At 39.5% G+C, this 21,156-nt stretch carries 15 protein-coding genes, 2 tRNA genes, 3 rRNA genes and 1 pseudogene; 12 read left to right on the top strand and 9 right to left on the bottom strand.

All coding sequences use genetic code 11. The features are described 5' to 3' along the window. Window positions 1–5 precede the first annotated feature (5 nt). Together HLV59_RS18465 and HLV59_RS18460 are read left to right on the top strand one after the other, a co-directional pair. The gene (locus HLV59_RS18465) at window positions 6–1,127 is read left to right on the top strand and encodes a 5-(carboxyamino)imidazole ribonucleotide synthase (RefSeq protein ID WP_171430551.1); all 1,122 of its coding nucleotides are present in this window, start codon (window positions 6–8) and stop codon (window positions 1,125–1,127) included. A 686-nt stretch (window positions 1,128–1,813) separates the two neighbouring features. Continuing rightward, window positions 1,814–3,106 (top strand): lytic murein transglycosylase, encoded by a 1,293-nt coding sequence (locus HLV59_RS18460; protein ID WP_216606747.1) that lies wholly within the window; start codon window positions 1,814–1,816, stop codon window positions 3,104–3,106. Window positions 3,107–3,169: 63 nt separating this feature from the next. On the opposite strand, the gene HLV59_RS18455 is transcribed toward HLV59_RS18460, so the two are convergent. The 6 genes and pseudogenes from HLV59_RS18455 to HLV59_RS18430 form a co-directional block, all read right to left on the bottom strand. Next, window positions 3,170–3,544, bottom strand: coding sequence for a hypothetical protein (locus HLV59_RS18455; protein WP_014207668.1), 375 nt, complete (start codon window positions 3,542–3,544; stop codon window positions 3,170–3,172). 101 nt (window positions 3,545–3,645) lie between these two features. Beyond that, window positions 3,646–4,614, bottom strand: a pseudogene (locus HLV59_RS18450) (M57 family metalloprotease). 137 nt (window positions 4,615–4,751) lie between these two features. After that, window positions 4,752–5,657 (bottom strand): matrixin family metalloprotease, encoded by a 906-nt coding sequence (locus tag HLV59_RS18445; protein WP_171430550.1) that lies wholly within the window; start codon window positions 5,655–5,657, stop codon window positions 4,752–4,754. A 328-nt stretch (window positions 5,658–5,985) separates the two neighbouring features. Next, a complete protein-coding gene (gene dnaK / locus HLV59_RS18440; protein WP_002115449.1) occupies window positions 5,986–7,926 on the bottom strand; it encodes a molecular chaperone DnaK in 1,941 nt (646 codons plus the stop codon). Window positions 7,927–8,044: 118 nt separating this feature from the next. Further along, entirely contained in the window at window positions 8,045–8,599 is a 555-nt protein-coding gene (gene grpE, locus HLV59_RS18435) for a nucleotide exchange factor GrpE (RefSeq protein WP_002115470.1), read from the bottom strand. 162 nt (window positions 8,600–8,761) lie between these two features. Next, the gene (locus HLV59_RS18430) at window positions 8,762–9,655 is read right to left on the bottom strand and encodes a LysR family transcriptional regulator (RefSeq protein WP_016143930.1); all 894 of its coding nucleotides are present in this window, start codon (window positions 9,653–9,655) and stop codon (window positions 8,762–8,764) included. 107 nt (window positions 9,656–9,762) lie between these two features. Here HLV59_RS18430 and HLV59_RS18425 point away from each other — a divergent pair, with 107 nt between their 5' ends. Together HLV59_RS18425 and HLV59_RS18420 are read left to right on the top strand one after the other, a co-directional pair. After that, window positions 9,763–10,629 carry an MBL fold metallo-hydrolase gene (locus HLV59_RS18425; RefSeq protein WP_061875025.1) on the top strand — a complete coding sequence of 289 codons (867 nt, stop codon included), beginning with the start codon at window positions 9,763–9,765 and terminating at the stop codon, window positions 10,627–10,629. 392 nt (window positions 10,630–11,021) lie between these two features. Beyond that, window positions 11,022–11,252, top strand: a complete 231-nt coding sequence (locus tag HLV59_RS18420; RefSeq protein WP_000733015.1) for a hypothetical protein — start codon at window positions 11,022–11,024, stop codon at window positions 11,250–11,252. 167 nt (window positions 11,253–11,419) lie between these two features. On the opposite strand, the gene HLV59_RS18415 is transcribed toward HLV59_RS18420, so the two are convergent. Further along, window positions 11,420–11,746, bottom strand: coding sequence for a hypothetical protein (locus tag HLV59_RS18415; protein ID WP_171430549.1), 327 nt, complete (start codon window positions 11,744–11,746; stop codon window positions 11,420–11,422). A gap of 210 nt (window positions 11,747–11,956) precedes the next feature. On the opposite strand from HLV59_RS18415, the gene HLV59_RS18410 reads away from it, so the two are divergent. The 8 genes from HLV59_RS18410 (at window position 11,957) to HLV59_RS18375 (ending at window position 19,950) form a co-directional block, all read left to right on the top strand. Next, window positions 11,957–13,027: an alpha/beta hydrolase gene (locus HLV59_RS18410; protein ID WP_216606746.1), complete on the top strand. Its 1,071-nt coding sequence runs from the start codon at window positions 11,957–11,959 to the stop codon at window positions 13,025–13,027. A 158-nt stretch (window positions 13,028–13,185) separates the two neighbouring features. Then, window positions 13,186–13,743: a peptidylprolyl isomerase gene (locus HLV59_RS18405; RefSeq protein WP_171430547.1), complete on the top strand. Its 558-nt coding sequence runs from the start codon at window positions 13,186–13,188 to the stop codon at window positions 13,741–13,743. A 389-nt stretch (window positions 13,744–14,132) separates the two neighbouring features. After that, a 16S ribosomal RNA gene (locus HLV59_RS18400) occupies window positions 14,133–15,670 on the top strand. Between the two features lie 59 nt (window positions 15,671–15,729). After that, window positions 15,730–15,806 (top strand) — tRNA-Ile (locus HLV59_RS18395). A 55-nt stretch (window positions 15,807–15,861) separates the two neighbouring features. Further along, window positions 15,862–15,937, top strand: a tRNA-Ala gene (locus HLV59_RS18390). Between the two features lie 354 nt (window positions 15,938–16,291). Next, window positions 16,292–19,182, top strand: a 23S ribosomal RNA gene (locus tag HLV59_RS18385). Window positions 19,183–19,364: 182 nt separating this feature from the next. Continuing rightward, a 5S ribosomal RNA gene (gene rrf / locus HLV59_RS18380) occupies window positions 19,365–19,479 on the top strand. Together the 16S, 23S and 5S rRNA genes with 2 tRNA genes alongside form the textbook arrangement of a ribosomal RNA operon. 159 nt (window positions 19,480–19,638) lie before the next feature. After that, window positions 19,639–19,950 carry an ankyrin repeat domain-containing protein gene (locus HLV59_RS18375; RefSeq protein ID WP_171430546.1) on the top strand — a complete coding sequence of 104 codons (312 nt, stop codon included), beginning with the start codon at window positions 19,639–19,641 and terminating at the stop codon, window positions 19,948–19,950. A 44-nt stretch (window positions 19,951–19,994) separates the two neighbouring features. On the opposite strand, the gene HLV59_RS18370 is transcribed toward HLV59_RS18375, so the two are convergent. Together HLV59_RS18370 and HLV59_RS18365 are read right to left on the bottom strand one after the other, a co-directional pair. Then, window positions 19,995–20,537 carry an NADPH-dependent FMN reductase gene (locus HLV59_RS18370; protein WP_171430545.1) on the bottom strand — a complete coding sequence of 181 codons (543 nt, stop codon included), beginning with the start codon at window positions 20,535–20,537 and terminating at the stop codon, window positions 19,995–19,997. A gap of 136 nt (window positions 20,538–20,673) precedes the next feature. Beyond that, window positions 20,674–21,156 carry an FKBP-type peptidyl-prolyl cis-trans isomerase gene (locus tag HLV59_RS18365; RefSeq protein ID WP_087090650.1) on the bottom strand — a complete coding sequence of 161 codons (483 nt, stop codon included), beginning with the start codon at window positions 21,154–21,156 and terminating at the stop codon, window positions 20,674–20,676.

The raw sequence follows: 21,156 nt of genomic DNA, 5'->3' as shown, positions 1-21,156 counted from the left end.
CTGAGATGGATAAAACTATCGGTATTTTTGGGGGTGGGCAACTGGGCCGTATGATGGCTCAAGCAGCGTTACCATTAAATATTCAATGTACTTTTTTTGAAGCAAATACACATTGTCCAGCAGGTTTTTTAGGCCAAGTCTTTTCTAGCCAAGATGAGCAAGGTTTAAAGCAATTTATTGAAAGTGCTGATGTTTTTAGTCTTGAGTTTGAAAATACGCCAGTTGAAGACGTTGATGTTTTGACACAAACTAAAGTATTGCACCCTCCCCGTGTTGCTTTAGCAACTGCGCAAAACCGTTTGTCAGAAAAAGCATTATTTGATGAGCTTGCTATTCCAGTTGCGCCGTATCGTGCTGTAGATAGCTTAGAAAGCTTGAAAAACGCTGTTGCTGAGCTTGGTTTGCCGATTGTACTTAAAACTGCAACTGGCGGATATGATGGCAAAGGCCAGTTTGTACTTCGTTCAGAAGACCAGATTGATACAGCTTGGGCTGAACTTGGTCCTGCAAAAAGTCTAGTTGCCGAAAGCTTTGTTAAATTCTCTCGCGAAGTTTCAATTATTGCGGTGCGTGGCCAAAATGGTGAAGTAAAAACTTGGCCATTGGCTGAAAACCATCATCATAATGGTATTTTATCGCATTCAATTGTTCCTGCACCGAATAGTGAAGCTTTGCAACCCGTTGCTCAAGACTACATTACACGTTTGTTGAATCACCTTAACTATGTTGGTGTGCTGACTCTCGAGCTATTTGTAACAGAACAAGGTTTGTGTGCAAATGAGATGGCACCACGTGTGCATAACTCCGGCCACTGGTCAATTGAAGGCGCCGTCTGTTCTCAGTTTGAAAACCATATTCGAGCTGTTGCAGGTTTACCATTAGGCTCAACAGAAGTTGTTCGCCCAACGGTTATGATCAATATTATTGGTCAGCATCCTAAAACTGAAGATGTACTTGCCTTAAATGGTGCTCATCTGCATCTTTATAACAAGTCAGAACGTGCTGGCCGCAAATTAGGTCATATCACTTTAATGCCTGTGGATAGTAATGAATTGACGAATTTATGCCGTCAATTGGCAGAAATTTTGCCAGAACCACTCGCTTTAACAGCAGATATGACCCTCTAAAAGTATTTTTAATTCTCTAAAAAGCGATCTTCGGATCGCTTTTTTTATCTTTTAAATTTAAAAAATAATAGAGCATACATATTTTAGGGTTGTGGATAACTTTAATTGGAGCTTTTGAATTTAAAAAAGCTACTTTAATTTGAATTTAAAACCACAAAAGGCCGCCTTGGTTGTTTTTGAATTTAAAATTAGTTATCCACAAAATTATTTTTAAATTTAAATGAGAAAGTTGGGTGTATTTTTTTAAATTCAAAAATAGAAGTCTATTGGTGTGGACTTTTGAATTTAAAAATTTTGGCTGATCTTTAAATTTAAAAAGTACGGATTCCTGTGGTAAATGGTTCCAACCTGTAATAAATAATAAGGCGATATAGAATAGCATTAAGCAATAGAAAGGGTTTTTGCTCTGTTGTGGATAAAGTTATCCACAATAAAAGAAGTTTGTAGTTTAAATTTAAAGAAGTACTTTTGAATTTAAACTTGAGGATTGGTTTTGAATTCAAAACTAATAATTTGGATCGAGAGAATTTTAAATTCAAAAATAAAGTAGAAATTTGAATTTAAAACATAGGAAATGAATTTAAAGTAGAGATTATGAATTCAAATTTACGTTTTCTCTCTGAAATTTTGGACTCATAATGGTATGGTATTTACAAATTTAAATTTAAAAATCGAACTAGGATAATATGCGACGTTTTTCTTGTATTGTTGGCTCTGTATTTTTAGCGATGACTCAGGCTCAAGCAGAGCTCGTAATTAATGGTTCTACAATATCTAGCAGTGCTACTGTTCCAGTAGTGACGAGCGAAGATTATACGCCTAATAATAATTTCCAAAGCTGTTTGGCAAATTTACGTTCTCAAGCAATTGCTGCTGGTGTGGCTGGTACGACTTATGATCGTTATACTCAAAACTTGACCCCAGATTATTCAGTTATTGATAAATTAAATTACCAACCAGAATTTTCGACACCAATTTGGGATTATCTTTCTGGTCTAGTTGATGAAGAGCGCGTTGAGCTTGGTAAACAAAAACTGGCGCAACATCGAGATGTTTTAAACCGTGCTTCTCAAACCTACGGTGTGCCGCCGGAAACAATTGTAGCAGTGTGGGGTGTCGAAAGTAATTTTGGTGATATTTCTGGAAAATATCCTTTATTACAAGCACTCGGAACTTTAAGTTGCGAAGGTCGTCGACAAAGTTATTTCCGCACTGAGTTTTTTGCCACTATGCGTATTTTACAACGTGGTGATTTAACCCAAGATCAATTAAAAGGTTCATGGGCTGGGGCATTTGGTCATACTCAATTTATGCCATCTACTTATGAACGTTTAGCTGTTGATTTTGATGGCGATGGCCGTCGAGATTTAGTGTCGAGTACAGCTGATGCGCTGGCTTCAACGGCTAATTTCTTAAATAAAGCAGGTTGGCAAACAGGAATGCCGTGGGGTTTTGAAGTTAAAATACCCCAAGGTATGTCAATTGATGGAGAAGGGCGACGTTCAAAGAAAGCTTTAAGTAGCTGGAGTGCACGAGGGGTAACTCGAATTGATGGTTCTCCACTTATTCAAGGGGCTTTATCTAGCAGTACTTCAGCGGGTTTAATGGCACCTGCAGGCGTAAATGGTCCAGTATTTTTAGTATTTAAGAATTTTGATGCTATTTACAGCTATAACGCTGCGGAAAGTTATGGACTTGCGATTGCCCATTTATCTGATCGTTTAAAAGGTGCTGGTCCATTTGTTTCATCTTGGCCAACTGATGATCCGGGAACTTCACGTGCCGAGCGTCGTGAAATCCAACAGTTTTTGATTAATCGTGGCTATGATATTGGTGCAGTTGATGGCCTTATTGGCGATAAAACCCGTGTAGCTATTCGTCAGGAGCAAACCCGTTTAGGTTTAAATCCAACGGGACGGGCAGGGCAACAAATCTTACGCGCATTCCGTCAAGAACAAGCTCAAAAAATGATGCAATAAACTGAAAATAATAAAAAAGGTCTGCTCATGCAGACCTTTTTTATAGGTAATTATGTAAGCTTACTACTCTAATTTAACCGCTTCCAAAATATCAAAAATAACTGAAGTAACATCTTGGCTTAAGTCACGATCATTAAAGATTTCATATGCAGTAATGGTGACATCAGTATCACTTGGTAACTGCTTTTGTTCTTCTTCAATTAAATGTTCAATCGGTAACAGTGTTTGTTTTACTTCAAGATGGAGAATATCTTTATATTCGATATTTTCATCCTCAAGCTCGATTTCATGCTCATTGAAAAAGGGAATTAGGATAGAATGGAGGTATGGTTTAATTTCAATAATATCAAACAGTTCAATATCTCGTGTCTGTTCAATTGTGCTGATATGATCATTTACTTCAATCAGGATATGATAATAACTCATCTTGATCTCCATTCTATTTTCGTTAGCTCTTATGACCACAATAACATGACTTTGATATCAATTTCGATGTATCTATATAGAAATAGATACATCATTTTATATCAAGTCTTTAATTATTGAGGTAAAGCACTTAATAGATCACGATCAGCATCTGTAAGGCCAGTGATTTTTTTGTCACCATCTTTACGAACTGAGTGCATCAATGCATTTGGTTGATCACTATGTTTTAAGCCAAGCGCATGTCCTAACTCATGAGCAATCGTTAAGCGTAAATCATCAATAGATTTAAACTCATAAATCACAATTTGTTTGCCGTTGTAGATACCTTTTTTAAAGACATCCGCTTGAGCATTTTGCTTAAATTGGTTCAATGAATTATTAAACTCATTATTAATCTGATTAAAATGAGTAACTTTTACATTTAAATCTTTAGCTTGCTGATTATAAGCAGCAATTTCTTTCTTTAAAGCAACAGTTTGTTTTTGCAAATCTTTCTGAGTTTTAGCCAGAGATTTAGCACTATATTCAGGTGCTAATTTACCTTGGTTAAATTGCATCATTTGCTGGTCAAAATTTTTCAATTTTTCATTCAAAATCTGCTTTTTATTTTCAAGGTTAGACTGAGTTTGACTTAAAGTTTGCTTCAATTGCTTAATTTGTTGCTGCTCATCAATTACACGTTGCTGTTCTTGTTGGAACTGAGCTGCGATTTTTTGACGCTGTTCAGAACGGCTTTGACTATTATCGTAAACTAAACGAATTTCTAACTTTGCATTTGGATCATAAGTAAAATAATCCTGTCCCGTGCCTTGCTTCCAAATGTCCGCAGCTTGTTGACTAATTTGAATTAATTGGTCTTGGCTTAAACCAAAACGTGGATCAATATCAGCAATTTTATAAGTCAAATGTTGACCTGTTTTTTGCTGGATTTGAGTATGAGCTGGAGTTGCAAGATTAGCATTAGCCTGAAAATTAGAAAAAGCAAAGGCTACGCCTAATAACAAAGATGTTAAACGCATAATCGAAGGGGGGAGATTTTAAAAAAAACGTATTATAAGAATATAAAATGAAAAATCAATCAAAAAACGTACAAATCAGGAAAATAAATGAGACTTTAGTCTCATTATTTTTTACCAAATGCCAAATTATTTTTTAGAAAAAATTTAATTTGTTTAGTTTTGTTTAGTTTTTTTAATCATTTAACTTTAACGATTTTTCCTTAATTTGGTCTATAAATTGAGCCTAATAAATCTAAATCTGAATCTGTTAATTTAAAGTTATGAATATCTTGCTCTTTTAAATAGGGATACATTAAAGATTTAGGATTAGTCGTATGTTTGAGACCTAAAGCATGGCCAAGTTCATGAGCAAGGGTCAAGCGTAAATCATTTAAAGAAGCATAGCCGTAAATCTGGATTTGGTTTTGAATGAATAATCCTTTATGGAAGGGTTGAATACTAGTTTTTTGCTCTAACTTGAATTGTGTTTTTAAGGCACTTAAATCACTTTGCTCTCGATTTAGCTCTTTAATCTTTAAGTTAAGTGCTTGAATTTTAAAATTTAGACTATTGGATTCAATTCGTAAATCTTCCGATTTTTGTTCTAGTTGTTTTTGCCATTCTTTTAAATTATTGGCACTAGAGTACTGCTGTTCTCCTTGATTAAAGCGCCTTACCTCTTGTTGATATTGTTCAAACTCCGCTTTTAGATTGGCCTTTTTCTTGTTCAAATCAGTTAATAGTTGAGCAACCTCTTGTTTATTTGAAACAATTTCTTCATTTTTAATGCGCCATACTTCCTGCTTTTGCAAAAGTGCATTCAAATTTTCCTGTTGCTCGCTTTTCATCAGTTGATGATCATCATAAATTAAGTTAATTGCCAACTGAGCTTCTGGATCATAGATAAAATAGGTCTTCCCAGTTTCTTTTTGCCAGATTTCAGCCGCTTGTTGGCTTACCTCAACTAATTGTTCTTCGGTGATTTGAAACCGCGGGTCAATAAAGGCAATTCGATATTTTAAAGGTTGATGAGATGAATTAATTGGCAGATTGCTTTGAGCAAACAGCATTGTTTGTAAGCCCATGCATAAGCATAAGCTCAATACCCACCATAGAAATTTTTTCATGGCAAAATAAAAAATATAAATAAATCTTATTGTTAGTTAGTTAATTTAATTCGTCAAAATGATAAAAAGTACAGGAGAGTGGATCAGCATTGTGATCTGATTAAAAAAATTTAAAAAGAAGTTTTTAAATTTGGCAATAATCGAATAATTAATGTAATGAATAACAGTGGTTTTTAATAAAAAAAATATTAATCAAAATTAAAGACTTAATTTTTATGTTTGATCTTTTTGACATTAAATAATTTAAAAATATACTGAAAAATGTATTGTTATTTTTTGTAACTAATAAAAAACCGCGCTTTCGCGCGGTCTTTTTTAAAGCGACAAATTATTTTTTGTCATCTTTTACTTCTGTGAATTCAGCATCTACAACGCCATCATCTGCTTTTTGTTGACCCGCATCACCACCTTGGAATGCATTTGGATCAAAGCCTTCAGCACCACCAGCTTGTTGCGCTTGTTCATAAGCACGTTGAGTGATAGGCATCAAGATGTTTTGTAAAGCTTCAGTTTTCGCTTTGATATCTTCTACATCATTTTCTTTTGTTGCTGCTTCAAGTTCAGAAACGGCAGTGCTTACAGCTGTTTTTTCATCTTCAGTAACTTTGTCACCAAGATCTTTAACAGCTTTGTTCGAGCTTGAAATTAATGCATCAGCTTCGTTACGAGCTTTTGCAAGTTCTTCAAACTTACGATCTTCTTCAGCATTTGCTTCAGCATCTTTAATCATTGCTTCAATTTCAGCATCAGACAAACCTGAGTTCGCTTTAATCTGGATCGATTGCTCTTTACCAGTGCTCTTATCTTTAGCAGATACTTTCAAGATACCATCAGCATTGATGTCGAAAGATACTTCAATTTGTGGCACACCACGTGGAGCAGGTGGAATATCGCCTAATTGGAAGTTACCCAACAATTTGTTTTGTTGAGCCATCTTACGTTCACCTTGGTAAACTGAAATGTCTACGGCAGGCTGGTTGTCAGCAGCAGTAGAGAACACTTGTGATTTCTTCGCAGGAATCGTCGTGTTTTTCTCAATGATTGGTGTTAATACACCACCCATTGTTTCAATACCTAAAGTTAATGGTGTTACGTCTAATAAAAGAACGTCAGTTTTGTCACCAGACAATACAGCACCTTGAATCGCAGCACCGATTGCAACTGCTTCGTCAGGGTTCACGTCTTTACGTGGCTCTTTGCCAAAGAATTCTTGTACTTTTTGTTGTACAAGTGGCATACGAGACTGACCACCAACCAAGATTACGTCAGAGATGTCAGAAGTCGAAAGACCAGCATCTTTAAGAGCGATTTTACAAGGTTCAATTGTACGAGCAACCAAATCAGCAACTAAACCTTCAAGTTTCGCACGTGTTACATTGATCACTAAGTGTTTAGGACCAGTTGCATCAGCAGTGATGTATGGAAGGTTGATTTCAGTTGCGTTAGATGAAGAAAGCTCGATTTTTGCTTTTTCAGCAGCTTCTTTTAAACGTTGTAACGCAAGTGGATCATTTTTCAAGTTCACACTTTGTTCTTTCTTAAATTCTTCAACTAAGAATTCAATTAATGCGTTATCAAAGTCTTCACCACCAAGGAAAGTATCACCATTTGTTGATAACACTTCGATTTGTTGGTCGCCATCAAGGTCTGCGATTTCAATGATTGATACGTCAAAAGTACCACCACCTAAGTCGTAAACTGCAACTTTACGGTCGCCTTCTTTTTTGTCCATACCGAACGCAAGTGCAGCAGCAGTTGGTTCGTTAATGATACGTTTAACGTCTAAGCCAGCGATTTTACCCGCATCTTTAGTTGCTTGACGTTGAGCATCGTTAAAGTAAGCAGGAACAGTAATAACTGCTTCAGTAACTGTTTCACCTAAATAGTCTTCTGCAGTTTTCTTCATCTTTTTCAAGATTTCAGCAGAAACCTGTTGAGGCGCTAATTTTTTATCGTTTACTTCAACCCAAGCATCGCCATTGTCTGCTTTGATGATTTTATAAGGTACAAGACCGATATCTTTTTGTACCGCTTGATCTTCATAACGACGACCAATTAAACGCTTGATAGCGAATAATGTATTTTTCGGGTTAGTTACTGCCTGACGCTTAGCACTTTGACCAACTAAGATCTCGCCATCTTTATAAGCAATGATCGATGGAGTTGTACGTGCGCCTTCAGCGTTTTCGATTACTTTTACTTTATCGCCTTCAAGTACAGCAACGCATGAGTTGGTAGTACCTAAGTCAATACCAATAATTTTTGCCATGTGACGTTTTCCTCAAAAATTCTTTTGCAATGTTTTTGCTTGTTATCCGATATGAGAGTGAATCTATTTTTTTCAAGCGTTTTAGCGAAAAAAAATCTAAAAACTCTCAAAAAATTATTTATTGACCAACCATAACCATAGCAGGGCGTAATAAGCGACCATTTAATGTATAGCCCTTTTGTAAAACGCTACCGATTTCATTCGCTTTAGCATTTGGGTCAATACCTACAGCTTGATGTAAATCTGCATTGAAGCCATTTTTTGTATCAGCTTCTACAACACCAAATTTTTCAAGTGTGGTTAACAGCGACTTCAAGGTTAGCTTAATACCTTCAAGTACTGGTGTTTCTTCATCGCCAGCTGCTTGAATTGCACGCTCTAAATTATCAACAGAATCTAGTAATTCTTTTGCAAATTTTTCAAGCACAGTCTCTTTATGCTTGTCAGACTCACGTTGAATACGCTCTACACTTTTTTGTGCTTCGTAAACTGCATTCGCAGTACGTGCTTTTTCAAGTTTTAGGCTTTCTTCTAATTTGGTGATTTGCGCTTGTAAAGATTCAACGGTAACGTCGTTTGCTTGCTCTACACCTTCAGCCTGAGTTTGCTCATTAGATTGCTCTGCTTGCTCGTGTTGAATGTCTTGAGCTTGCTCATTTTGCTCATTAGCCATTGATGATCTCCGTTTAAATGGGTTTTTAAACATGTACAGTCCTTTTGGCATCAGCATTTACTGGGTAAAACCTGAACTGCCATGCATATGCTGTAATTCATTAATAGGGATGAAGTATGGGCATTGCCTAAAAATTCAAGCGTACACGGCAATTTAAAACTTTTAATTTTGCGGTTTTAAGTAAAAATCTAAGTTTTCAATCATAAAAGCAATAAATTCTTGCGTTATTTTGGGTAAATGTTGTCTCGAAGCATATACCACCGACAAACTTAACTCAGGAGCTGAAAAGTTTTTAAATAAAGGAACTAATCGTTTTTCTTTTAAATCTTTTTTAACTAATAAAGTAGGTAGCATCGCCACACCTTGAGCATGTACACACATGTCATAAACAGCATTTACATCATTACTTTTAAAGGTAACGTTCAAAGGATAGTTTTGAGGCTGCTGTTCAGTATCAAAAAGTGTCCAAAATTGATGTTGGCTATGGTGGGCTAAACATTCATGTTGAATAAGTTGCCTTGGATGGGAGAGGGGACTGTGTTGCTTTAAATAATCAGGATGAGCACAGAAAACGGACTCGATTTGACAAACTGGTCTCGCAATTAATCCATCTGCAACTTTTTGCGTTATACGTAAGGCTAAATCGACCTGAGCATCAATTAAGTCCATTGTATTTTCAGTCAGATATACATCAAATTGAATATGCGGATGTTGCTGTTTAAATTGGCGAATACATTCCCCAACCCCTAATTGAAATAAAAATAAACCACAGGTAAAACGAATCGTACCATTATGTTGTTCAGGTGCGGCTAGCTCTTGTAAAAGTTGCTGTTGTTGTAAAATATTCTCGCAGTAGAGCAGGGCTTTTTCACCCGCTGGAGTGAGAGATATTTTTCGGGTATTTCTTTGGAATAGTCGAGTTGAGAATGTGTGTTCTAGGTGCTCAAGATAACGAGAAACCATCGCACGGGAATAATTTAGATGTTCGGCAGCTTTGGTTAAATTGCCATGCTGAGCAATAGAAACAAAGACTTGTATGGCTTTTAATGTGTCCATATGCTTTATCATTATTACAATATATGCAACAGTTTATCTTAATTTAGTGCATTTATCTTACAGGAATTGCAATTTAAAGTATTTCTCATGAAATTGGAGAATACATAATGAAATTTTTTAAATTAACTGCTTCAGTCCTAGCAACTGCTACTGCTTTAATAGTAACTTCCTCAGCTTTTGCGCAAGATTTGAAAATTCAAAGTTTCTTGGCTAAACCCGAACATTTCGGTGTGACTTCTACTTTAATTGAAGGCGATAAAGAAGTTCTGTTGGTGAATGCGCAATTCTCAAAATCTGAAGCATTACGTATTGCTGCGGATATTTTGGATAGTGGTAAAACACTAAAGACAATTTTCGTAAGTTATGGCGATCCGGACTATTACTTTGGCTTAGATGTATTTAAACAATACTTCCCAAATGTACAAATCATCGCAACGCCGGAAACTGTTAAACATATCCAAGATACTCAAGCGCTTAAAGTGAAATATTGGGGTCCACAAATGGGTGCAAATGCGCCTAGCCAAATTATTGTGCCTCAAGCTTATACTGCTAAAACCTTAAAGTTAGAAAATGACACAATCGAAATTAAAGGAAAGAAAGAACTTACTTATTTATGGGTTCCTTCTTCTAAAGCAGTAGTAGGGGGTATTCCTGTCTCTTCAGGCATTCATTTATGGATGGCGGATACACCAAAAGTTAAAGACCGCAATGAAGTGATTCAAACTTTAGAAAATATTAAAGCATTGCACCCTCAAACAGTTGTTCCAGCTCATATGGTTGAGGGCGCTCCACAAGGTTTAGATGCGGTTAACTTTTCTATCGACTATCTCAAGAGCTATGAGAAAGCGGTCAAAGTAAGTAAAAATGCGAGTGAGCTAAGTCAGCTCATGCAGAAACAATATCCAACATTAAAGAGTGTGGATAGCCTAGAGCTAGGTGCAAAAGTTGTAAAAGGCGAGATGCAATGGCCATAATTTAAGGTGAAACGCTAAAAAAATTCAAAAAAGCCGTGGTCTATACGCGGCTTTTTTCGATGAACTAAGGCATTTTTAAGTAAAAAGTCTCTGTAACATTCTACGCACCTTATATAGCGTTTCTATAAAGAGAAAATTTTTGACTAGAGTAAAAGGCTAAGATAAAAATTAGAAATTGATAAAATTAAACAAAAGCTTAAGTTGTGGCTTCTATATAAAAGGTAGAGGTGAGGCTAAGGAAGAGATTTTAATAAAAAATTGCACAATTTGTACTTCTATTACTACAAAAGACAACCAATGATACGCACGCCAGAAAAAAAAATTGTGAATTATAGGCAGCGCGAAGATGAACTTTGCATTTAAATGTTTGTCGTAATGAAAGGAAAGCGATTATGAAAAAATTAGGTCTTATCTCTGTAGTACTTGCTGGTGTTGCTTTTACAGCTGTTGGTTGTGCATCTGAAGCTGGTTTAAATGCATCAGGTTCTGCTCAAACTAGCGCTAGCCCATCTGGCGTACAAGCTGGTGTAGGTGTAGATGCTGGTGTTTCTGGTCAAGCACAACCAGGTCAAGTTGATGCTGGTGCTTCTGGTTCTGTTTCAGGTTCTGCGACAGCTCAGTAATTCTTAGCGATAAGAGCAGTTAAAAAAATTATAGAGTCATATATTTAAGATGCCGATTTATGTATGAAGTGAGCTGCTACTCATTACTCTATAATTAAGAGAATTTAGAATTCTCAAAAAAGCCCCAAAAGACTTATCTTTTTGGGGCTTTTTATATAGTAATGAGATTAGTCATCATGACGATAATCTCGGTGGTCATGATCACGATCTTCTATGCGTTTCTTCTCCCATTCACGATGTCTTTTTTCCCAATCCCGACGATTTCTGTCCTGTTCGCGAGCATCTTTACGTTGTTGTTCGTATATTCTTTTACGCTCTTCCCAACGTTTTCGCTCCCAATCACTATATCGACGTCCATCATTACGGTCATAACGATCATCATCATGATCATGGTAACCATAACCACCGCGATAATAAGGGTCATCTGTATAAGCAACACAGCCTACAGTTAAAAGACCGGTTGCTAACAAAGTAACAACTAGTTTTGCTGACATAGCACAATCTCCTTTTGTCTGTTAACAATAATTGGCAAAAAAGTCCTGTTTTAAACGACAGATTTGTTAATGACATTTGCTATAAATCAGATTAGCGTAGATTGGTTTTTACCTTTGTATCTTGATTACATGAGTTGTATGCGAATATAGTCAAACAACAAAGAATTCTGTAGAAAATATGAAGGATAAGAGGAATTCATGGAGATAGGCATGACAGCATTTAATCAAAAAATTCAAACATTGCTAGATAAGGGCCAAGGGCCTGCTGCTCGAGCTCTTGATAAGTTACCTCGATTGGCCCAAGAGTCACTTGCCAAAATTCTAGGATATTCCTATCAATACCCAGATCTCGACTCGTTCACTAAATGTATGATGGCCGTACAAATTAAACAGGGGCGTATCGGTTTTATTGGTTCAGATCCTATTGAGTCTAGACGGCAATTCGATACACAAATGTTGGCTATCCGTCAGAAATCAACAGAAGTTGATTCTGTAGAAGATATTCGCTTACCTCTTCAAAGCGGAACTATCTTCGCAAGACACTATCACCCGGCACCTAATAAAAAATTGCCTCTACTGGTTTTCTATCACGGAGGAGGTTTTGTCGTGGGTGGGTTGGATACTCATGATGAGGTGTGCCGCATATTGGCGAAATACGCAAAAGTACAAGTACTCAGCATTGATTATCCTCTTGCACCAGAAGTCTCACCTCAACATTTAATTCAATCATGCGAAGATGCATTGGCTTGGGTCTATCAAAATCGTAGACAGCTAAAAATATTAAAAAATCGTATTGCTGTAGCAGGGGATAGTGCAGGTGGAAATATCAGTACGGTTGTAGCTCAACGATCAGTAAACAAACCTTATGCTCCACAAGCACAGCTTCTCATTTATCCTACAGTTGATTTTAAAAGCCGACATCCTTCTTTTTATGCTTATAACGAAGGATTAGTTTTGACGGACAGCGATATTAATTATGTCACTCAATATTATGCAATTCAGCATAATGTAGAATTAGATGATCCAATTATTTCTCCAACTTATGGTAATTTGAAAAAGAATCCCCCAGCTTTTGTGATTACGGCTGGTCATGACGTACTGCATGACGAAGCAAAAATTTATAGCTATAAGCTAAGACAAAATGGCGTCAAAATGCATTATGAAGAATATCCGGATCAAACCCATGGTTTTATAAATTTGACACCTATTTCGAAAAAGGCAAAACGCTATACCATCGAGATCAGTAAAAACTTCAGAAAGTTCTGGGATAAAAATAGTTAAATAAAAGCTTAGTCCATGTTTCACGTGGAACGTGGACTAATACTTTAATCCAAAATATAAAGCACTAAATAAAAGATAATAAATACTCACTAGAATTCTTTTATATAGATGATTAAATTTATCCTTCATTAAGTTTGGCATTTTGTTGTAGGGAAGATATGAAAAAATTATTAATGTTATGTTGTTTGGGTATAAGCAGTCATTCAGTATGGGCTGACACTTTAGTTGAAATGCAAACGAACTTAGGCAACGTTGAAATACAACTTTATGATGAAAAAGCACCAAAGAGTGTGAAGAATTTTAAAGACTATATTAAGTCGGGCTTTTATAAAGATACGATATTTCATCGTGTAATTCCTGGTTTCATGGTGCAGGGCGGTGGACTTACTGCAAATATGCAGGAAAAGAATACGCGAGCACCTATCAAAAATGAAGCTGGAAATGGAATTGCTAACACACGAGGAACTTTGGCAATGGCTCGTACAGCAAATCCTGACTCAGCTACGAGTCAGTTTTTCATAAACGTTGTAGATAATAATTTTTTAAATCGTTCTGCAGGTAATCCTGGTTATGCAGTTTTTGGAAAAGTAATTAAAGGAATGGATGTGATTGACCGTATTGTTCAGGTGCCTACATCAAACTATGGCATGCATCAAAACGTACCAAAACAGCCTATAAAGATAATAGATATAAAGATCAAAACTCTTCAAAAATAAATTAACCATATAAATCAGTATTTTGTATATTTTTGAGATTTTATTTGGCTGAAAAAGAACCGGTCGAGCGCGCATATTTATAAAAGTGCTTGCGTACCAGTTTTTTTTCCCTATAATGCACTCATCCCGACGCGATACACGAGAATATCTTAGCTTACAGGGTTAAGATAAAAGCTTATATTGCGTTGAATTCTGTCTCTGACGAAGAGCAGAAAAATCATTAAGAGAATTGAAGAACAACTTGTGTGGATTTTTACTGATTGATTAATCGAAATAATTTTCATTGATTGATTGGTTTAAATTACTCGAAGTTTATTTGAGCGAAATTTAAGTCAGTAATTGATGAGCCAGAATTGGCACCTTGTCTTTAATAAGGTGCAAAATGATTTTAACTGAAGAGTTTGATCATGGCTCAGATTGAACGCTGGCGGCAGGCTTAACACATGCAAGTCGAGCGGGGTGATGGTGCTTGCACTATCACCTAGCGGCGGACGGGTGAGTAATGCTTAGGAATCTGCCTATTAGTGGGGGACAACATTTCGAAAGGAATGCTAATACCGCATACGTCCTACGGGAGAAAGCAGGGGATCTTCGGACCTTGCGCTAATAGATGAGCCTAAGTCGGATTAGCTAGTTGGTGGGGTAAAGGCCTACCAAGGCGACGATCTGTAGCGGGTCTGAGAGGATGATCCGCCACACTGGGACTGAGACACGGCCCAGACTCCTACGGGAGGCAGCAGTGGGGAATATTGGACAATGGGCGCAAGCCTGATCCAGCCATGCCGCGTGTGTGAAGAAGGCCTTATGGTTGTAAAGCACTTTAAGCGAGGAGGAGGCTACTTTAGATAATACCTAGAGATAGTGGACGTTACTCGCAGAATAAGCACCGGCTAACTCTGTGCCAGCAGCCGCGGTAATACAGAGGGTGCAAGCGTTAATCGGATTTACTGGGCGTAAAGCGCGCGTAGGCGGCTAATTAAGTCAAATGTGAAATCCCCGAGCTTAACTTGGGAATTGCATTCGATACTGGTTAGCTAGAGTGTGGGAGAGGATGGTAGAATTCCAGGTGTAGCGGTGAAATGCGTAGAGATCTGGAGGAATACCGATGGCGAAGGCAGCCATCTGGCCTAACACTGACGCTGAGGTGCGAAAGCATGGGGAGCAAACAGGATTAGATACCCTGGTAGTCCATGCCGTAAACGATGTCTACTAGCCGTTGGGGCCTTTGAGGCTTTAGTGGCGCAGCTAACGCGATAAGTAGACCGCCTGGGGAGTACGGTCGCAAGACTAAAACTCAAATGAATTGACGGGGGCCCGCACAAGCGGTGGAGCATGTGGTTTAATTCGATGCAACGCGAAGAACCTTACCTGGCCTTGACATAGTAAGAACTTTCCAGAGATGGATTGGTGCCTTCGGGAACTTACATACAGGTGCTGCATGGCTGTCGTCAGCTCGTGTCGTGAGATGTTGGGTTAAGTCCCGCAACGAGCGCAACCCTTTTCCTTATTTGCCAGCGAGTAATGTCGGGAACTTTAAGGATACTGCCAGTGACAAACTGGAGGAAGGCGGGGACGACGTCAAGTCATCATGGCCCTTACGGCCAGGGCTACACACGTGCTACAATGGTCGGTACAAAGGGTTGCTACCTAGCGATAGGATGCTAATCTCAAAAAGCCGATCGTAGTCCGGATTGGAGTCTGCAACTCGACTCCATGAAGTCGGAATCGCTAGTAATCGCGGATCAGAATGCCGCGGTGAATACGTTCCCGGGCCTTGTACACACCGCCCGTCACACCATGGGAGTTTGTTGCACCAGAAGTAGCTAGCCTAACTGCAAAGAGGGCGGTTACCACGGTGTGGCCGATGACTGGGGTGAAGTCGTAACAAGGTAGCCGTAGGGGAACCTGCGGCTGGATCACCTCCTTAACGAAAGATTGACGATTGGTAAGAATCCACAACAAGTTGTTCTTCATAGATGTATCTGAGGGTCTGTAGCTCAGTTGGTTAGAGCACACGCTTGATAAGCGTGGGGTCACAAGTTCAAGTCTTGTCAGACCCACCATGACTTTGACTGGTTAAAGTTATAGATAAAAGATACATGACTGATGATGTAAGCTGGGGACTTAGCTTAGTTGGTAGAGCGCCTGCTTTGCACGCAGGAGGTCAGGAGTTCGACTCTCCTAGTCTCCACCAGAACTTAAGAGAAGTTCGGATTACAGAAATTAGTAAATAGAGATTTTAGGATCTTGGTTTATTAACTTCTGTGATTTAAGTATCACGGTATTAAGCATGACCTGACGAAGGCATGTTTATTCATTAACAGATTGGCAAAATTGAGTCTGAAATAAATTGTTCACTCAAGAGTTTAGATTAAGCAATTAATCTGAATGAATTGAGAACTAGCAAATTAACTGAATCAAGCGTTTTGGTATATGAATTTAGATTGAAGCTGTACAGTGTTTAAGTACACAGACAACAGATAGTAGCGATGAAGAATCGCACGGACAACACTCACTTGTAGGTGTTGACGACTGTTTGGGGTTGTATAGTCAAGTAATTAAGTGCATGTGGTGGATGCCTTGGCAGTCAGAGGCGATGAAAGACGTGATAGCCTGCGAAAAGCTCCGGGGAGGCGGCAAATATCCTTTGATCCGGAGATTTCTGAATGGGGGAACCCACCTACTTTAAGGTAGGTATTGCAACATGAATACATAGTGTTGCAAGGCGAACGAGGGGAAGTGAAACATCTCAGTACCCTTAGGAAAAGAAATCAATTGAGATTCCCTCAGTAGCGGCGAGCGAACGGGGATCAGCCCATTAAGTTATGTGTGTTTTAGTGGAACGCTCTGGGAAGTGCGAACGTAGAGGGTGATATTCCCGTACACGAAAGGGCACACATAATGATGACGAGTAGGGCGAGGCACGTGAAACCTTGTCTGAATATGGGGGGACCATCCTCCAAGGCTAAATACTCCTGACTGACCGATAGTGAACCAGTACCGTGAGGGAAAGGCGAAAAGAACCCCTGTGAGGGGAGTGAAATAGATCCTGAAACCGCATGCATACAAGCAGTGGGAGCCGACTTGTTCGGTGACTGCGTACCTTTTGTATAATGGGTCAGCGACTTATATTCAGTAGCGAGGTTAACCGTATAGGGGAGCCGTAGAGAAATCGAGTCTTAATAGGGCGTTTAGTTGCTGGGTATAGACCCGAAACCAGGCGATCTATCCATGAGCAGGTTGAAGGTTGGGTAACACTAACTGGAGGACCGAACCCACTGTCGTTGAAAAGCCAGGGGATGACTTGTGGATAGGGGTGAAAGGCTAATCAAGCCTGGTGATAGCTGGTTCTCCCCGAAAGCTATTTAGGTAGCGCCTCGGACGAATACCATAGGGGGTAGAGCACTGTTTCGGCTAGGGGGTCATCCCGACTTACCAAACCGATGCAAACTCCGAATACCTATGAGTACTATCCGGGAGACAGACTGCGGGTGCTAACGTCCGTAGTCAAGAGGAAAACAATCCAGACCGCCAGCTAAGGCCCCAAAATCATAGTTAAGTGGGAAACGATGTGGGAAGGCATAGACAGCTAGGAGGTTGGCTTAGAAGCAGCCACCCTTTAAAGAAAGCGTAATAGCTCACTAGTCGAGTCGGCCTGCGCGGAAGATGTAACGGGGCTAAAACTATGTGCCGAAGCTGCGGATTTGACATTAGTCAAGTGGTAGGGGAGCGTTCTGTAAGCCGATGAAGGTGTATTGAGAAGTATGCTGGAGGTATCAGAAGTGCGAATGCTGACGTGAGTAACGACAAAACGGGTGAAAAACCCGTTCGCCGAAAGACCAAGGGTTCCAGTCCAACGTTAATCGGGGCTGGGTGAGTCGACCCCTAAGGCGAGGCCGAAAGGCGTAGTCGATGGGAAATTGGTTAATATTCCAATACTTCTGTGTAATGCGATGAGAGGACGGAGAAGGTTAAGTCAGCCTGGCGTTGGTTGTCCAGGTGGAAGGATGTAGGTATGTATCTTAGGCAAATCCGGGGTACTCTATACTGAGATCCGATAGCAAGCTGTACTTGTACAGTGAAGTGGCTGATACCATGCTTCCAGGAAAAGTCTCTAAGCTTCAGTTACACAGGAATCGTACCCGAAACCGACACAGGTGGTCAGGTCGAGTAGACCAAGGCGCTTGAGAGAACTCTGCTGAAGGAACTAGGCAAAATGGTACCGTAACTTCGGGAGAAGGTACGCTGTTGTTGGTGATGGAACTTGCTTCCTGAGCTGACGACAGCCGCAGAAACCAGGCCGCTGCAACTGTTTATTAAAAACATAGCACTCTGCAAACACGAAAGTGGACGTATAGGGTGTGATGCCTGCCCGGTGCTGGAAGGTTAATTGATGGGGTTAGCGTAAGCGAAGCTCTTGATCGAAGCCCCAGTAAACGGCGGCCGTAACTATAACGGTCCTAAGGTAGCGAAATTCCTTGTCGGGTAAGTTCCGACCTGCACGAATGGCATAATGATGGCGGCGCTGTCTCCAGCAGAGGCTCAGTGAAATCGAAATCGCTGTGAAGATGCAGTGTACCCGCGGCTAGACGGAAAGACCCCGTGAACCTTTACTGCAGCTTGACACTGAACTTTGACCTTACTTGTGTAGGATAGGTGGGAGGCTTTGAAGTTGGAACGCTAGTTCCAATGGAGCCGTCCTTGAAATACCACCCTGGTAATGTTGAGGTTCTAACTCTGTCCCGTTATCCGGGACGAGGACCGTGTCTGGTGGGTAGTTTGACTGGGGCGGTCTCCTCCTAAAGAGTAACGGAGGAGTACGAAGGTGCGCTCAGCGTGGTCGGAAATCACGCGTAGAGTATAAAGGCAAAAGCGCGCTTAACTGCGAGACCCACAAGTCGAGCAGGTACGAAAGTAGGTCTTAGTGATCCGGTGGTTCTGTATGGAAGGGCCATCGCTCAACGGATAAAAGGTACTCTGGGGATAACAGGCTGATACCGCCCAAGAGTTCATATCGACGGCGGTGTTTGGCACCTCGATGTCGGCTCATCTCATCCTGGGGCTGAAGCAGGTCCCAAGGGTATGGCTGTTCGCCATTTAAAGAGGTACGCGAGCTGGGTTTAGAACGTCGTGAGACAGTTCGGTCCCTATCTACCGTGGGCGCTGGAAATTTGAGAGGATCTGCTCCTAGTACGAGAGGACCAGAGTGGACGAACCTCTGGTGTACCGGTTGTGACGCCAGTCGCATCGCCGGGTAGCTATGTTCGGAAGGGATAACCGCTGAAAGCATCTAAGCGGGAAGCCTACCTCAAGATAAGATTTCCCTAGGAATTTATTCCTCTAAAGAGCCGTTCGAGACTAGGACGTTGATAGGTTGGATGTGGAAGCATAGTGATATGTGAAGCTGACCAATACTAATTGCTCGTGAGGCTTGACTATACAACACCCAAGCAGTTGTATATGAAGCATCAATCGATTCATAAACATGCAAAGCAACTTGATTTAGTTATACTACTAGCTAAAATGAACAAATTCAGATTCAATCAGCCCGTCTGTCAAGATTTGGAAAACGCAACGTATCACACAGTGAATAAAACGAAGCAAGTATCCATACCAGTTGTGCTGGCGACCATAGCAAGAGTGAACCACCTGATCCCTTCCCGAACTCAGAAGTGAAACCTCTTAGCGCTGATGGTAGTGTGGGGTTACCCATGTGAGAGTAAGTCATCGCCAGCTCATTATTCAAACACCCCCACTCTTTGAGTGGGGGTGTTTTTTTGTGCACGGGAAAATATATTTGTGGCGAATTTAAAATTAGATCCAACATTAGATTTGTATACTGGCTGTATTCTATGAATATAATAACGATGAAGTTTCTTATTTTTAGGTGCTTACGTGAAAATCAATTCTTTCTCTCCAATATCTGAAGATGATGAAGAGCTATCTTTACCTGCATTGATTTATTGGGCATCTTTAGGTGATATAGATCAAGTAAAAGAATTACTAATAGATGGAGAAGATCCTAATCAGACAGATGATGAGGGATATAGTGCTCTACAAGCAGCTGCTGAAAATGACCATTTAGAGATAGTTCAACTCTTAATTGAAAAAGGTGCGCATGTCGCTTACAAAAGTGAATACACAGCATTAGAGCTTGCAGAAATGGCAGGTAATGCTGATGTAGTGGAGTATTTAAAGAGTTTATAAAATTAAAAGGCCTCTTTTGTTTAGAAAAGAGGCCTTTTGTGCAATTATGACAAATGATATTTCTGTAGTTTCTCAACAATCGATTGAAGACCTTTTACTTCAAATTCATTAGCTTCGAATTTTTCATCTTTATTACGTTTAAATATATCTCGAATCTCTATCACAGCATTCGGGTCAATGATACTTAAACTTGAGGTGACTTGACGTATTTGGCTAATAGAACGAGAGCCATTTGTTGAACCATAGCCAATAAATGCAGCAGGTTTACCACCCCACTCCTTACCGACATAATCAAGTGCATTTTTTAAAGCTGGGCTGTAACCATGGTTGTATTCTGGGCTAATAAAGATAAAAGCATCTGCTTGAGCAATTTTGTTTGCCCATTCTTGTTGTTGAGGTTGATCATAAATTCCAGTGGCGGGTGGGTGAGAGCCTGAAAAAAGAGGTAAATCCCATTCTTTTAAATCGACGACTTCAGTTTGGAAATCGTTTAGATCCAATGTTGGAATTGTGGTTTCTAGCCAATCGGCAACTTTAATTGCTGTACGTCCTTCACGAACACTTCCTACGATAATATAGACCAGCATGTATATTTCCCAAGGATTTTTATACTTATAACTTAATTCATTATATAGGTGGGAGAGAATATAGAATTTGTAAGGATTCTTATGTCACTAATAAAAACCGAATCATAAAAAAGCCCTCATTGAGAGGGCTTTTTATTTACATTAGCTTAATGCCTTGTTGGCCTTCGGGAGTAACCTTGAATATTTCTACTTCAAAGGTAATATTTTTCCCAGCTAACGGATGATTAAAATCAATTTCTGTAATGTCATCATTAACTGACTTAACTACACCGAATAAAGTTGTTTTTGCCTTATCTTCGAACTCAATCATATGACCAGGAATAGGGCGTTGTTCAAACTTAACTGTGTCGAAAGTTTGAATATTTTCCGGATTCCATGGACCAAATGCATCTTCTGGTGGAAGGTGTACTGTACGGCGGTCACCTGCACGCAGACCCAATAATGCTTTTTCAAAACCTGGTAAAAGGTTTCCGTCACCAATAGTCAGACTAACTGGCTCTTCACGGCTACGTGTATTGTCAATTTCTACACCATTTTCGATAGCTACAGAAAAGTGTAGGTCGACTTTAGAACCTTCTTGGATACGAATTTCTTCGTTAGGTTGAATAATTTCGGTCAT

Origin of the sequence: Acinetobacter lactucae, assembly GCF_013122135.1 — a bacterium.
In the GTDB taxonomy this organism is placed as follows: Bacteria; Pseudomonadota; Gammaproteobacteria; order Pseudomonadales; family Moraxellaceae; genus Acinetobacter; species Acinetobacter lactucae.
Note: the sequence above shows the minus strand (reverse complement) of the source record. Positions and strands in the feature narration are given on the sequence as shown.

Bases quoted from the DNA above. Each gene is read 5' to 3' on its own strand.
- HLV59_RS18465 (WP_171430551.1), top strand. From the start codon at position 6: ATGGATAAAACTATCGGTATTTTTGGGGGTGGGCAACTGGGCCGTATG.
- HLV59_RS18460 (WP_216606747.1), top strand. From the start codon at position 1,814: ATGCGACGTTTTTCTTGTATTGTTGGCTCTGTATTTTTAGCGATGACT.
- HLV59_RS18455 (WP_014207668.1), bottom strand. From the start codon at position 3,544: ATGGAGATCAAGATGAGTTATTATCATATCCTGATTGAAGTAAATGAT.
- HLV59_RS18445 (WP_171430550.1), bottom strand. From the start codon at position 5,657: ATGAAAAAATTTCTATGGTGGGTATTGAGCTTATGCTTATGCATGGGC.
- dnaK (WP_002115449.1), bottom strand. From the start codon at position 7,926: ATGGCAAAAATTATTGGTATTGACTTAGGTACTACCAACTCATGCGTT.
- grpE (WP_002115470.1), bottom strand. From the start codon at position 8,599: ATGGCTAATGAGCAAAATGAGCAAGCTCAAGACATTCAACACGAGCAA.
- HLV59_RS18430 (WP_016143930.1), bottom strand. From the start codon at position 9,655: ATGGACACATTAAAAGCCATACAAGTCTTTGTTTCTATTGCTCAGCAT.
- HLV59_RS18425 (WP_061875025.1), top strand. From the start codon at position 9,763: ATGAAATTTTTTAAATTAACTGCTTCAGTCCTAGCAACTGCTACTGCT.
- HLV59_RS18420 (WP_000733015.1), top strand. From the start codon at position 11,022: ATGAAAAAATTAGGTCTTATCTCTGTAGTACTTGCTGGTGTTGCTTTT.
- HLV59_RS18415 (WP_171430549.1), bottom strand. From the start codon at position 11,746: ATGTCAGCAAAACTAGTTGTTACTTTGTTAGCAACCGGTCTTTTAACT.
- HLV59_RS18410 (WP_216606746.1), top strand. From the start codon at position 11,957: ATGACAGCATTTAATCAAAAAATTCAAACATTGCTAGATAAGGGCCAA.
- HLV59_RS18405 (WP_171430547.1), top strand. From the start codon at position 13,186: ATGAAAAAATTATTAATGTTATGTTGTTTGGGTATAAGCAGTCATTCA.
- HLV59_RS18370 (WP_171430545.1), bottom strand. From the start codon at position 20,537: ATGCTGGTCTATATTATCGTAGGAAGTGTTCGTGAAGGACGTACAGCA.
- HLV59_RS18365 (WP_087090650.1), bottom strand. From the start codon at position 21,156: ATGACCGAAATTATTCAACCTAACGAAGAAATTCGTATCCAAGAAGGT.